The 13,871-nt window shown below is 36.9% G+C and carries 15 protein-coding genes; all 15 read right to left on the bottom strand.

Annotated features, from left to right (window positions below; genetic code table 11):
• Positions 1 to 3 precede the first annotated feature (3 nt).
• Positions 4 to 546: a hypoxanthine phosphoribosyltransferase gene (gene hpt, locus GPW69_RS00075; protein WP_014735203.1), complete on the bottom strand. Its 543-nt coding sequence runs from the start codon at positions 544 to 546 to the stop codon at positions 4 to 6.
• A gap of 7 nt (positions 547 to 553) precedes the next feature.
• Positions 554 to 1,822 carry a tRNA lysidine(34) synthetase TilS gene (tilS, locus tag GPW69_RS00070; RefSeq protein ID WP_074391316.1) on the bottom strand — a complete coding sequence of 423 codons (1,269 nt, stop codon included), beginning with the start codon at positions 1,820 to 1,822 and terminating at the stop codon, positions 554 to 556.
• Positions 1,823 to 3,103 (bottom strand): serine hydrolase, encoded by a 1,281-nt coding sequence (locus GPW69_RS00065; protein WP_074391315.1) that lies wholly within the window; start codon positions 3,101 to 3,103, stop codon positions 1,823 to 1,825.
• Positions 3,104 to 3,115: 12 nt separating this feature from the next.
• Positions 3,116 to 3,229 (bottom strand): SP_0009 family protein, encoded by a 114-nt coding sequence (locus tag GPW69_RS10760; RefSeq protein ID WP_004194325.1) that lies wholly within the window; start codon positions 3,227 to 3,229, stop codon positions 3,116 to 3,118.
• On the bottom strand, positions 3,226 to 3,594 hold the full coding sequence (locus tag GPW69_RS00055; protein WP_004194327.1) for an FtsB family cell division protein: 369 nt from the start codon (positions 3,592 to 3,594) through the stop codon (positions 3,226 to 3,228). The genes GPW69_RS10760 and GPW69_RS00055 overlap by 4 nt, the downstream gene beginning before the upstream one ends.
• Positions 3,581 to 3,853 carry an RNA-binding S4 domain-containing protein gene (locus GPW69_RS00050; protein WP_004194330.1) on the bottom strand — a complete coding sequence of 91 codons (273 nt, stop codon included), beginning with the start codon at positions 3,851 to 3,853 and terminating at the stop codon, positions 3,581 to 3,583. Before GPW69_RS00050 ends, GPW69_RS00055 begins: the two co-directional genes overlap by 14 nt.
• 49 nt (positions 3,854 to 3,902) lie before the next feature.
• Positions 3,903 to 7,394 carry a transcription-repair coupling factor gene (gene mfd / locus GPW69_RS00045; protein ID WP_074391314.1) on the bottom strand — a complete coding sequence of 1,164 codons (3,492 nt, stop codon included), beginning with the start codon at positions 7,392 to 7,394 and terminating at the stop codon, positions 3,903 to 3,905.
• The gene (pth, locus tag GPW69_RS00040; protein ID WP_024384311.1) at positions 7,394 to 7,963 is read right to left on the bottom strand and encodes an aminoacyl-tRNA hydrolase; all 570 of its coding nucleotides are present in this window, start codon (positions 7,961 to 7,963) and stop codon (positions 7,394 to 7,396) included. Before pth ends, mfd begins: the two co-directional genes overlap by 1 nt.
• A gap of 51 nt (positions 7,964 to 8,014) precedes the next feature.
• Positions 8,015 to 8,347, bottom strand: a complete 333-nt coding sequence (locus GPW69_RS00035; RefSeq protein WP_228477898.1) for an immunity 51 family protein — start codon at positions 8,345 to 8,347, stop codon at positions 8,015 to 8,017.
• 12 nt (positions 8,348 to 8,359) lie between these two features.
• Positions 8,360 to 9,475 (bottom strand): redox-regulated ATPase YchF, encoded by a 1,116-nt coding sequence (gene ychF / locus GPW69_RS00030; RefSeq protein WP_014637241.1) that lies wholly within the window; start codon positions 9,473 to 9,475, stop codon positions 8,360 to 8,362.
• Between the two features lie 83 nt (positions 9,476 to 9,558).
• Positions 9,559 to 9,918, bottom strand: coding sequence for a helix-turn-helix domain-containing protein (locus GPW69_RS00025; RefSeq protein WP_074391322.1), 360 nt, complete (start codon positions 9,916 to 9,918; stop codon positions 9,559 to 9,561).
• Between the two features lie 103 nt (positions 9,919 to 10,021).
• Entirely contained in the window at positions 10,022 to 10,225 is a 204-nt protein-coding gene (locus tag GPW69_RS00020; RefSeq protein WP_029171245.1) for a DUF951 domain-containing protein, read from the bottom strand.
• Between the two features lie 9 nt (positions 10,226 to 10,234).
• Positions 10,235 to 11,116: a diacylglycerol/lipid kinase family protein gene (locus GPW69_RS00015; protein WP_074391313.1), complete on the bottom strand. Its 882-nt coding sequence runs from the start codon at positions 11,114 to 11,116 to the stop codon at positions 10,235 to 10,237.
• A gap of 91 nt (positions 11,117 to 11,207) precedes the next feature.
• Positions 11,208 to 12,344 carry a DNA polymerase III subunit beta gene (dnaN, locus tag GPW69_RS00010; RefSeq protein WP_004194538.1) on the bottom strand — a complete coding sequence of 379 codons (1,137 nt, stop codon included), beginning with the start codon at positions 12,342 to 12,344 and terminating at the stop codon, positions 11,208 to 11,210.
• A gap of 153 nt (positions 12,345 to 12,497) precedes the next feature.
• The coding region (dnaA, locus tag GPW69_RS00005) for a chromosomal replication initiator protein DnaA (RefSeq protein ID WP_024384308.1) at positions 12,498 to 13,871 on the bottom strand (1,374 nt) is incomplete at its 5' end.

Genomic DNA, 13,871 nt, shown 5'->3' with positions numbered 1-13,871 from the left:
TTTCTATTTTGTGTAAACTTCCTCTTTGAGTACACCAACATAAGGAAGATTACGATAATTTTCATCATAATCTAAGCCAAATCCAACTACAAATTCATTTGGAATAGTAAAGCAAGTGTAGTCTGGCTCGATTTCAACAACACGACCTTCTGGTTTATCAAGAAGAGTGGCAATTTTAATAGAAGCTGCCTGACGCAAAGCAAAGAGTTCTTTCAATTCTTTTAATGTGCGACCAGTGTCAATAATATCCTCTACGAAGATGATATGTCGACCTGCAACACTATTGTCCAAATCCTTGATAATCTTAACGGTACCGCTACTCTCCGTTCCGCCATGGTAGCTAGAAACAACCATATAATCCGTTTCTACATGGGCATCAATATGTTTCATTAATTCTGCCATAAATGGGATAGAACCTTTTAAAATTCCTACAAGAATAGGATTCTTATCTGCATAGTCTGTTGCTAGAATTTGACCGAGTTCTTTGCATTTTGCAACGATTTCTTCTTCTGAAACAAGAATTTTCTTAATATCTTTGTCCAACATAGTTGTTCTACTCTTTCATTTTTATATATAAGGTAGCTTTGATTATATCATTTTTTACTGATTTACTCAAATCACTGCTAACAAGATTCGTAATTCCATAAATTTCTCCATTCTGCTCGATAATAAGCGCATTTTGTCGAACTTTCTGTGAGATTTTATTATCAATAAACCAACGGCGCAGTTTTTTATTTACTCCGTTTATTAAAATGGTATCCCCAGCCTGCCTTCTCCTCACTACAATTGGATTTTCTGTAGGAAAATATAAAATACTATCCGCTTCTTCCAAAGGATGATTGAGAGAAAAAATATATGAACCGTAAGAAAAAATACCCTCTGATTTTATCATGATTTTTTCTGGTTGACTATCCGTCTCTGGTCCTATTTTATAAATTTGAAAACGATGATAATCCTTCTCTAACATGTAATCATTTTTCAATAAATGATAGTAGTTAGCTTTTGAACGCAAGATGTGTAATACTTCATTAAATTGTGGACGAGAGAGCTGTAAATCAGGAAATTTTTCCAAATATTCCTCTAATAGATAACTTTGTACCGCAGGTGTCTGTTGTTGAAAACTCATCACATCTGTAACGGATAAATCCTGTGTCAAATCTCTTAGCGCTTGAAATAGATTATTTGTATCAACTGCAAGATTATTGAGAGCAAGTTCGATTTTAGGATTTTCCTGTTTTAACTTTGGTAAATAGTCATTTCTGACTCTATTTCGAAAATATTTGAAATCTGCATTACTGCAATCTTCAAAATGAAATAGCTTATCAAAATCTGCCTTTTTAAAAGATAAAAGTGGTCGAATAAGTTCTCCTGTTGCAAAAGGCTGAGTCGGTTGAATTGCTGATAAGTGACGTAAACGCCCTCCTCTAATCAATCGCATAAAGACAGTTTCTGCTTGATCATCTGCATGATGTGCTGTCACTAGTGCAGTGTAGCCTTCCTTCTCCATGATTGTAGCAAAAAATCCATAACGCCATTTTCGTGCCGCTTCTTCTGAAAAATCACCTTCAAAATGGGACAGATAAAAGGGAACATTACTTTCTTCTGCTAACTGTTTAAGATATTTTTCCTCAATGACAGATTCTTCCCTCTGTCCATGATTAATATGGGCAATTCCAAGTTCAATCCCTAACACTTGTTTGCATTCGTATAAAAGATGGAATAGGTTCATAGAATCTACCCCACCGGATACGGCTACTAGTACTTTCTTATGTTTATCAAAAAAGTGACCATCCTGTGTCACTTTTAAAAATCTATCTTTCATTTACTTTAAAATCCCGTAAATATCATTTGCAATTTGTGTAATCTCATCATAATTTGATTTATCTGTAAAAATAGATAAAACAAAAGGAGACCCTGCGTAAACAATCGCTACATCGTGTTTGACATCATCTGCATCGCCAATTTTATGAGCAACTGGAACTGAGATGTCTTTCGAAATACGTTGATTATCAAATTGAGTAGATAACAAACTTTCTAGCACATAGCCATTTTGAATATATAAAGCTTCCATCATTTTCCCTGCGATCTCAGCTGAAGTTTCACGTGTAACCATACTCCACTCACTACCTGTTTTAGCAGTTATTACTTGATAAAAATTGGAATCGAATTTATTAGCTACATAATAAGAAAGTAAATTACTAGCTACATTATCTGACTCTTTAGCAGTCTTATTGATCAATTCTTCCACTGAATAATCTTTGTTGTCAGGAGTTTTTGACAGTGAACCACTTCCTCCAGCAACATAAGCTCCTGGGAAGGACATAGATTCGGCTGTATATTTCACTTTAGTAGTCAAATCAATATACCCAGCATTCAGTTGCTCTTGAACGTAATAAAGAATTGGTAGTTTAGCAATGCTGGCAGAATAGAATAGTTTCTCTTGATTTACACCTGCAGTTTGACCTGTTGACAATTGTTTCACATATATACCAATAGTATCTTTGGAATATTTGTTAGTCAACAACTCTTGAACAGCTTCTACTCTATTATCCGTTTTAGAAAGATTATTTACTGCAATCCAACCTTTATCTGTAACATAGGCAAACTCACCTAGGGAAGTTGTTACGATTTTAGAAACCATAACAGCTTGATAGGGTTGTAAATCATTTTTTATTTCCGTAGCTTCGTTAGCAATTGGTGAGGTTAACAATGTGAAACCTTTTTTTGTCCAATAAGTTTGCTCAACAGTAGTTTCTGTAACAATTACATCATCAAATAGTAGATGCCTACTTGCAAGAATGTACCCCTTGTCATCTATTTGGAAAACCAATTCTTTTTTACTATTGACTAGAGCATCCGTAATAGAAAAATGTTGGTTCGGCTGTAATTGTCCACCTGCTACAGTCAGTTCTTCATCCGAATAAAGATTCTCAGTTTGAAAAACATTTGGGTTTTGAGGGATAGTTTGAAAATACTGATCATAGATAGTATGAGTCAATTCGTATTCTTCTTGCGCTGTGAGTTCAAATGGTATTTCTGTACTATCGACCACCTGCCATCCAAATAAAACTGGTAATAACCATACGAGCAGTTTTTTCTGCATACTCCCTCCTTTCTACGATTCATTTTCTTCTAACTTTAATTCTCTATTCTTTTGATTCAACTCTTCTAATTTTTCATCAGAATGCTGTAAAAATTGCTCTACAATTTTAAAAATAGATTCGGTCATTTTGGTAACCCTGGAATATTGTAGACAAATTCCCCTTCTTTAGAGTATTGATACTTAGCCCGAACATACTTTGCTGCATATTCCTCATTTTTCAATTTTGCAACCATCTCTGCTTCCTGCTTCTGTTCTTTGGTCAGTTCTTCGTAATTTTTTTCCAATTCAGCAAGTTTCTTTTCCTGCTGCTGAATATTAGTGTAAGTCCCAACAAGATTGTAGGCAGGCAACATAAAAAGAAAGATAACTAGAATGAGAATTGCACCCATAAAACGATTTTTTTGTTGGCGTTCTGCCAATTGATGCTGAGTTTTTTTACGCTCCGACTGAATAAAGGCATTATTCAGTTGTAGAATTTTAGATTTCTTCATCTTTTTCTATCCTTTTTTCACTGATAATTTCATACATTTTCAATGCGTCTTCTTTTTTAGTCGAATCTTTCATCTCAAGTACTTTTACAGTGAGTAGTTTATTACCAAATTGGATTTCAACCTGATCATTTACTTTTAAATCTGTTGAAGATTTTGCCAAAATCCCATTGACTTTTATTCGTCCTTTATCGGCAACTTCCTTTGCAACTGTTCGACGCTTGATAATGCGGGATACTTTCAAATATTTATCTAGTCTCATACTTTACCTCAGTTCACTATTTTACCATTTTTCAAGGTATTTGAGAAATTTATTCTGCCTTCCTTGCTTTAATTTCTTTTAATTTTTCGGCAAAAGAAATCAATTCCTCTAATATTTCATATTCTTTTTTCTGTTGAATGTTAAACACAACAGCTAGTTTTCCTTTATTTTCCGTTATCTGAGCTTTCAAATTTGTCACAGATAAAGCTTCAAAGTAATCTTGCGTTAGGAAAATTTGACCAGCCATAGGTTCGAATGTTACTGTCACTTGATGTTGTCGTCTAAGAACTGTATGACAGAAAACTTGGTCTAAAAATGACTTCAATAGACCGATTTCCAGTAAGTAGGCTACTACATCAGGATACTCTCCAAAACGGTCTATCAATTCTTCTTGTAATTCTTGATAGTTGACACGACTGTCAATATTCTTTATACGCTTGTAAATTTCAATTTTTTGTCGCTGATCAGCAATATAGTCACTTGGTAGATAGGCGTCAATCTGTAGGTTGACCTCAGTGTTGCTTTTCTGACGCTGAGACGCCTTGCCTTGTTTTTCTAAAATGGCTTGTTCTAGCAATTGTGAATACAATTCATACCCTACAGAATCAATAAATCCTGACTGGGCAGCGCCTAAAATATTTCCAGCTCCACGGATAGACAAATCTTGCATAGCAATCTTGAAACCTGATCCTAGTTCTGTAAAGCCCTTGATTGCCTCTAAACGTTTTTCAGCTACTTCTGTCAGGGACTTGTCTGGACGGTACATGAGATAGGCATAGGCAATCCGACTGGAACGGCCAACACGTCCTCGAAGTTGATAGAGAGTTGACAGCCCCATATGATCGGCATTTTCAATAAACAGTGTATTAGCATTTGGAATATCAACACCTGTTTCGATGATTGTTGTGGTCACTAGAATATCATACTCACCCTCTACAAAGGCATAGAGAGTATTTTCTAATTGGATTTCCGACATTTGTCCATGGACGTATCCTATAGTAGCTTCTGGAACCAAGTCTTTTAATTCAGACACTTTCTGTTCAATAGTGTCAACTTTATTGTAAAGATAGTAAACCTGACCTCCGCGATCTATCTCACGAAGCATTGCATCTCGAATAACGGAAGGATTTGTTTCCATCACATAAGTTTGTACAGGATAGCGATTTGTCGGTGGAGTCTCAATTACTGATAAGTCACGGATTCCCAACATGGACATTTGCAATGTCCGAGGAATTGGAGTTGCAGTTAGGGTTAGGACATCTATTTTCTTTTTCAGTTCCTTCAAGCGTTCCTTATGCTTGACACCAAACCGTTGCTCTTCGTCAATAACCAGTAAACCTAAATCAGCAAAAACAACATCTTTTGATAGGAGGCGATGGGTACCAATCAAGATGTCAACTTGGCCTTTTTTCAACTTCTCAAGTGTTTTTTCCTGCTCTGCCTTTGTTTTAAAACGACTCATAACATCAACATTAACAGGAAATTCTGCAAACCGTTCTTGGAAATTAGCGTAGTGTTGCTGGGCTAAAACAGTCGTAGGAACAAGAATAGCTACTTGCTTGCCATCATTGACAGCTTTGAAAGCAGCGCGCATAGCTACCTCTGTCTTACCAAAGCCGACATCCCCTACCAGCAAACGATCCATTGGAGAGTCCTTTTCCATATCTTGTTTGATTTCATCAATGGAACGAAGTTGGTCGTCGGTTTCCACATGTGTAAAGTAGTTGTCAAACTCAACCTGATTCTCATCATCTGGTGAAAAGGCAAAGCCTTTCAGTTGACTACGCTCCGCATAAAGCTTAATCAAATCATCTGCAATATCCTCCACTTGCTTCTGAACTTTTTGCTTGGTTCGTTGGAACCGACCATCGTTTAGTTTATTAACTTTTGGAGCTTTCCCATCAGACGCTAAGTATTTGGAGAGAAGATCAATTTGTTCTACAGGAATAGAAATGCGATCAGAGTTTTGATATTGAACCGTTAAATAATCACGATGAATGCCTGAAATTTCAATAGTCTCAATTCCTAAGTATTGACCGATACCATGAACATGGTGAACGACATAGTCACCAACTGCTAATTCACTATAGTCCTTAATACGTTCAGCGTTAGAAATATTGGTTCTACGTGTCTTACGCTTCATTTTCTTATTGAAAATCTCTTTTTCAGTGATGAAAACTAGTTTCTCATCCATCAAATGAAAACCTGAAGCTAACTGACCAATCGTAACCTGTTGCTGACCTTCTACTAACTTATCTGCTGCATGTACTGGAAGATGGATATCATACTCTTGTAAAGTTTTCTGTAAAGTCTGTAAACTTACATCAGAACTCGCTTGAATAACAACGGTATTGTTTGACTTCGCATACCGAGTCAATTCATCTTTTAGCAGTGGAATCTGGTGGAAAAATTCCTGCATAGGATACTGTGTGAATTGATAGAGAGCATCAAACTTTACATTACCTAAACCTTTTTGAAAACTTGAAAAGAAAGTGGCAGGTTTGTATTTTCTTAACTCCGAATAGGTAGATGCAAAATAGTGCAAACTTGACACTGATTTTCCCTTTTGTAAATCATCTGTCAATAACTCTGCTGATTCTTTTTCAAATTGAGCCTGCTTGTCAGCAATTTTATGAAAATCATCTAAAAATAAGGGAGAACCCTTTGGCAAATAATCCAACAATGTCCAAGATTGTTCATATAAAAATGATAGAAATTTTCGTAAATCGGGATGACGATATTCCGTTTGCATATCTGCCACGACTTCTCGTAAATAAGACTGCTGCTCCCCACTTCTAGATTGGTCAATAGAGATTTGGATTTTCTGACTAGCCCGCTCATAGTCAGTAGACGATAAAATAATATCTGATGCTGGTGACAAACTGATTTGTTCGAGATTCTCTAAAGACTTTTGACTATCTACATCAAAAATACGGATGCCATCAATTTCATCTCCAAAGAATTCTAAACGGCAGGGAGATGCCGCTTGCATATCAAAAATATCTAGAATATCCCCTCGTTGGCTAAATTCTCCCTGAGTTAAAACTCTGGACACCTTTTTGTAGCCTGTATTGACAAGTTTCTTTACAAGATTGTCAACTTCTATTTCTTGACCAACTCCAAGCTTTATTTTAGAACCTTTATAAGCTTCAGGACTTGGCAATAAGACCCGACAAGCAGCCATACTTGCAACTAAAATTCCTGAACTGGAATCTGTCAAGAAATTTAAACTGTCAATCCTTGATTGAGTCCGTTCTTTTGATGCAAAAACAAACTCGGCAATAGGACTATCATCTGTAAAAAAGTTGTAAACATTCTCACTTCCAACGATGGCTGTTAAATCTGCAACTAATTTCTCAGCATCATTTTGAGTAGCAGTCACAATCATAATCTTTTCAGCCAAACAATCATAGGCAGTCGCCATGACTAATGACTTACTGGTTCCAGTGAGTCCCAATAATAGTTGGCGAGCTGACTTGTTTAAGCCAGACTGCCACTGATTGATTTGCTTATTTTTGTGAAGAAGATCTAGTATATTCATTATCCGTTAAACTTTCTCATGATGCTATCAAAATCGTCCTCTTCCAGATAAAAGTTGACAGCCTTGTCAAGTTTATCTAGTGCTAAGTCGATTTCAATACGGTCTTCTGTATCAAATCCAGATAAGACGTGATTGACAACGCTCATCTTTCCTTTTGGACGGCCAATACCAATCTTGATACGGTCAAATTCTTGTGTGCCAATATGCTTAACAATGGATTTAATCCCATTGTGGCCACCTGCGGAGCCTTTTTGACGGAAACGGATTTTCCCAACAGCCATGTCCAAGTCATCGTAAGCCACCAAAATATCTGTCTCATCTAGACCATAATAGGTCATCAGGGCATGGACAGCCTTACCTGATTCATTCATAAAGGTGGTTGGCTTTACTAGATAGATTTTCTCACCGTCAATAAAGGTTGTGGCAATATCCGCTTGGAAAATCTTATCATGACTAAAAGTCACATTTTCGCGCTTGGCAATCTTATCTAGCAACATAAAGCCGACATTGTGCTTGGTTTCAAAATAGCGATCCCCAGGATTTCCTAGGCCTATAATCAATCGTGTCATTTTTTCTCCTTAAATACCAAAAGGCTGGAAAATAACTTTCCAACCACTTTGTTAGTCTAATTCTGCCCTACTGAAAAGGTCCGCAATTAACTCTGAGTTATCACACGCTTGTTTGAATGTTAAGGCAAATTCTTTCAAAACAGCTGAATTCGTTGAGTAAGCACAGAACATACTTCCCTCGGAATCAAAGTCAATCTCCTCAGATAAGTCTGGTCTTTTTTCTTCTAGAAAAACACGAGCTAGGCTTTCCCAATCATAGCCATTTCCTTCAAAACCCTCATCAGCTCTGCTATCAAACAAATCCTGTAAATAACTACCAACCTCCAGACAAAGCGAAGTAGAGCCGCCGTGTTCCGTCAAGAAAAATGGTGTAAATTCAGACATCATATATCTCCTTTAAACATTGAAGCGGAACTCCATGATGTCCCCATCTTGAACGACATATTCTTTTCCTTCTTCACGGAGGCGTCCTGCTTCCTTAACAGCTTTCTCAGAGCCATATTGAATCAAATCATCATAGGACATGGTTACGGCACGGATAAAGCCTTTTTCGAAGTCTGAGTGGATGATGCCAGCACATTGAGGAGCTTTCATACCACGTTTGAAGGTCCAAGCACGAACTTCCTTCTCTCCTGCTGTAAAGTAGGTGCCTAGACCAAGCAAGTGATAGGCTGCACGTGTTAATTTGTCCACACCAGATTCTGTCAAGCCGAGGGCTTCCAAAAACTCACCCTTGTCTTCATCATCGAGTTCTGAAATTTCTTCTTCAGCACGCGCAGAAATCACCACTACTTCTGCATTTTCTGTTGCTGCAAAGTCACGGATTTGCTGCACATAGCTGATAGACTCAGGATCTGCTACCTTGTCTTCATCGACGTTAGCAACATAGAGGACTGGCTTGGTGGTCAAGAGGAAGAGTTGCTTAACAATTTTTTGTTCTTCATCTGTGAAGTCAACTGTACGAGCAGATTTTCCGTCTTCTAGGACTGGTTTGATTTTTTCAAGGACTGCAAATTCTGCGACAGAATCCTTGTCTTTTTGCGTACGGGCCATTTTTTCTACACGCGCATAACGCTTGTTGATGCTCTCTAGGTCCGCCAAAATCAATTCTAGGTTAATAGTATCAATATCTGCGATAGGGTCCACAAAGGCATCTTCACGGCCTTGTTCACGCATAACATTTTCATCGTCAAAGGCACGCACCACATGGACAATGGCGTCAACTTCGCGGATATTGGCCAAGAATTTATTTCCAAGCCCTTCACCTTTAGAGGCACCTTTTACGATACCAGCAATATCAGTAAATTCAAAAGTGGTTGGCACTGTCTTTTTAGGAGTGATGAGTTCTGTCAACTTCTGCAAACGCTCATCGGGCACTTCTACCATACCGACGTTTGGATCAATGGTCGCGAAAGGGTAGTTGGCAGCCTCTGCTCCTGCCTTTGTAATCGCGTTAAATAGGGTTGATTTACCAACGTTTGGCAAACCTACGATTCCTGCTGTTAAAGCCATGTTTTTTACTCTCCAATTAAAAATTCAATCATGACTATTATAGCAGAAAAGTAGAGAAAAAGCTTGCTGTTTGGCAAGCTTCGTTAAAAATAATGCTTAATAAACATTGCACATAAGAAGACAATGAAAAAAAGAATGAGAAAGACAAAATCTCCTCTTGTAAGAGGTCGTTTGGATTCTTCGTTCAAGTATTCCCAAACATTCATTTTTCCTCGTTGTTCCACCACAATTTCCTTCTCAGGTTCTTTTTCTAAAACCAGATAATCCAGACTGACACCAAATATTTCTGCCAGCTGGACCAGTTTGTCGATATCTGGCGTTGCTTCACCATTTTCCCACTTGGAAACAGCCTGACGGGAAATATAGAGTTTCTCTGCCAACTCATCTTGGGATAGGTTATTGGCTGTTCTTAAAACTCGAATTTGCTGTGCTAACTGATTCATGATCATTTCCTCCTCTTTTTTATAAGTCTATTATAGTTTAGAAAGGAACAGTTGACTAGCACTTTTTAGGAAATATTCGCAACCAGCAGTTGCAAACTGTCAACTAGGTTTCACTAGGCAGCACTTGTTGCATTTTTCGTTCAAAATCATGCCGGCTCATCATGACTACATGGTCACAGTTGGTACAACGGATTTTGATATCCGCTCCTAGACGGATGACTTCCCATTTATTGGCCTTCTTGCCGGTCGATTTGATGACACAGGCATGAGGCTTTTTCATTTCGACAAAGGATCCTAATTGATACATACTTCCTCCTTAAAGATACATACTTCTTTCCTGATAGGTTAACGTTACCTCATTTGCAGTGCATATCTCTCCATCTATTTGCAATAATAATTTTTCTTTTGATTTTAAAACTACATCTAGCCCTGTTAAATGCTGAATTGTATGAGAAGATTCATGCCTCTTCGTTAATAAGGCTAACAATGATTGTAGATGTTGGTAGAAATTTCCATTTTTGAAATAAACAATATCTACTTCCTTCTTTTTAGCACTTGCTGTTGGCCATATCATGATTCCTCCACCAAAATAAAGACTATTTGCTACAGAAATAAAAAAGAGATTACCTAACTGATAAGATTTTCCATCAAGAGTTAATTCTAAGTTTATAGCTTGTTTTGAAAATAATGTTTTAATACCAAAGAATAGATAAGTTAACTTCCCAAGTTTTACCTTGTTCAGAATTTTTTTCAAAATTGAATTCGTTGAACCATTGATAACTTGAGCTGCAAAGCCAAAATCCATACTGTTTACAACCGTTCCGTGTGAACTGTTTAAAACATATATCCGACTTGTTTTTCCCTCTAAAATGGCATCTACACTTCTATAGAGCGATGTTATATTCATTGCTTTTGCAAAATCATTTCCAGATCCTGTTGGATAATAAGCAAACGGTAGACCAGCTGGCCAAAAACGCAAGGCTTTAGATAGGGTGCCGTCTCCGCCTAAAATCATTAATTGGTCCTCACTACTGACAAACTCCTTTAAAATAGCCTCTATTTGATTTTTTTCATCCTCAGGCCCAACTGTCATAAAAATGTTAACTGCAAGCTGTGGATAACTTTCTTTTATTTTGAATATGATATGTTCAGCAGTATGGCTACCAGCATTAGGATTAGCTAATATATATAACGTCATTTATTCCCCATCACTAAATATATAAAAATAAGCTAGGTGCTATTTTTTAGTATAACATAAAAACGGCTAGTTTAGCCGTTCTTAATATTATTTAGTTGGTACGAACTGGTGTAACCAATTGAATAAAATCTTCCCCTTCATTATTGGGAATCAATGTAAATGGACGGACAGAAGAGATAAAGCTAATTTTCACTTGTTCACTAGTTGTGGCTTTCAATGCTTCTATCAAGTAAGTTGGGTTAAAGCTGATTACTAAGTCTTCACCTGATACTTCTACAGTATCTAATTCCTCATTCACACGTCCAACTTCTGGAGAATTTACATGAGCAGATACAACATTATTAGCAATTTCTAGTTTTACTGTACCATTTTGGGTTGCATTTGAAAGAAGACGAGCACGCTCCATTGAGTGACGAAGATTTGCAGTATCAAAAATTGCAGTTGTTTTAAACTCAGTTGGAATTAAGCGGTCGGTATCAGGGTAGGTACCTTCTAACAAGCGTGTATAGAAGCTAATATGCTCGCTTCTAAAAAGGATTTGATTATTTGAAAAGAAGACTTCTACTGTTTCAATATCATCTGTAAAAACTGCAGTAAATTCACGGAGAGAACGACTTGGAATAACAACATTAAAATCATCACCAGAGGTATCAAGGACCAATTTCCGTTGGCTCATACGGTGTGAATCTGTTGCAACAGTTTTTAGATTTTTATTTTCTGTTAAAACAAAATGAACACCTGTAAGAATAGGACGACTTTCTTGTGTAGAAGCTGCAAATGCTGTTTCATTAATTGTTTGTTTTAATACTTTGGTTTCTAACACCAATGGTTTTGATGTTGGAACTTCCTGTAAACGAGGATACTGTTCTGCTTCTTTTCCCTTTAATGTGATTTCAGACTTACCACTTGTCAAAACGATTTGCTTTTGTTCAATTTCATTGAAGTCAAGGACCAAATCCGGCATGCTGGATACAACATTAATAAAGAAACCAGCTTCTAAGAGAATGGAGCCTGGTGAACTGATCAAAAGTCCTGCATTTTCATCTTGAATAGAAATAAAATGTTCAATCGAGATTTGTCCATTTGAACCAGTTAAAGTGATTCCTTCACTAGTTACTGTAATTTTTACTGTTGAAAGAATTGGAATAGCATTTTTTGTACTGATTGCCCGTTTAGTAATACTAAGTGCTTGTAGAAATATATTTTTATTAATAGAAAATTGAATCATGGATGCTCCTTTATTTATTATCTATAAGGTTAATAGTAATAGTAGTCTCTGTGTATTCTGTGGAAAAGTGATGAAAGACCAATAAAACTGCGGAAATTAACTTGTTCACAACTTGTGGAAAAAACAGAAGTTTTTTTAAAAGTTATACACAGGTTAACGAAGTTTATTTTTTATACTGGTAATCTCTATTTCTAAATTCTCATCATCCAAGAGGAGAGTTTTTATTTTATTGTATGCATGCATAACGGTTGTATGGTCTCGATTACCAAATTCTTTCCCAATTTTTGGAAGAGAATTGTCTGTCATTTCACGTGCTAAAAACATAGCAACTTGTCGCGCGTGAACGATATGTTGAACACGCTTAGAACCTTTTAATTCTTTCAAGCTGACACCATAGAAATTTCCCACTTCGGTTTGGATTTTCTCAATAGGAATAACCATGTTTTGTGGATTTGTTTGTTTTCTTGATCGAATAGCCTCAGCAGCAACCTCGACACTTATCTCAGATAGTTGCCGCATAGTGGCTATCAAATGGATATCTTTTAAGGCACCTTCAAGGTCACGTACGTTCGAATCAAATTGCCCAGCTAGATAGGATAGCGTCTCATTTGTAAAGTTATAAGGAAGGTTCTCGCACTTGTTACGTAAAATTGCGATACGTGTTTCAAAATCAGGTGGAGTGATTTCACTGGTTAACCCCCATTTGAAACGTGTTACTAGTCTTTCTTCCAAATTGTCTAAGTGATCGGGATTACGGTCGCTTGTGAGTACAATCTGCTTATTTTTTTCATGAAGCGCATTAAAAGTATGGAAAAATTCTTCCTGTGTTGTTGCTTTATTACGGAGAGACTGAATGTCATCAATTAGAAGTAAGTCCAGATTGCGATAGGTTTTTTTGAAACTTTCCATATCATTGAGACGGAGGTGTTCTAAAAATTCATTGATGAATGTTTCCGATGAGACATATTTTATCCTTGCCTGGGGATTATCGGCTAGAACCTTATTTCCAATCGCATTTAAAATATGAGTTTTTCCAAGACCAGGACCACCAAAAATGAATAATGGATTGTAGAGCTCACCTAGGTTATCAGATACAGCTAAAGCTGCAGCCTTTGCCCAGTGATTATTGTCTCCTTGTACAAAATTAGCAAAGGTGTACTGGGATTTTATGTCAGAATGAACCGGTTTAAAAGTTTCTTGAGGCGTAGCCGGCTCAGGTGTCTGTACCTGGTGAACCACTGAACTTCTTGCGTTTGTAATGTTCTTAATCTCCTGTTCATCCTCTGTAAATTGATATTGGATGGCAAGAGGCTCTCCGTAGATTTCAAAACTAGCGGCAATCATTAACTCTTCGAAGTTTTTTTCCCAGAAATCTTTTTTAAATGGACGATTTAAGAAAATATTGGCAACTTGCTGGTTGATTCCGAGTAATTTTGCATCAGCGACATAAAAATCATAAATAGATGGCTTAAAATTTACTTTTGCCAATTCAATAAATCGTTGCCAAAAAAGTTGTTCTTGGTTCAT

It is taken from the genome of Streptococcus suis (assembly GCF_902702775.1).
Lineage (GTDB): Bacteria > Bacillota > Bacilli > Lactobacillales > Streptococcaceae > Streptococcus > Streptococcus hashimotonensis.
The sequence above is the reverse complement of the archived record's forward strand: the minus strand, read 5'-3'. Positions and strand labels throughout refer to the sequence as shown.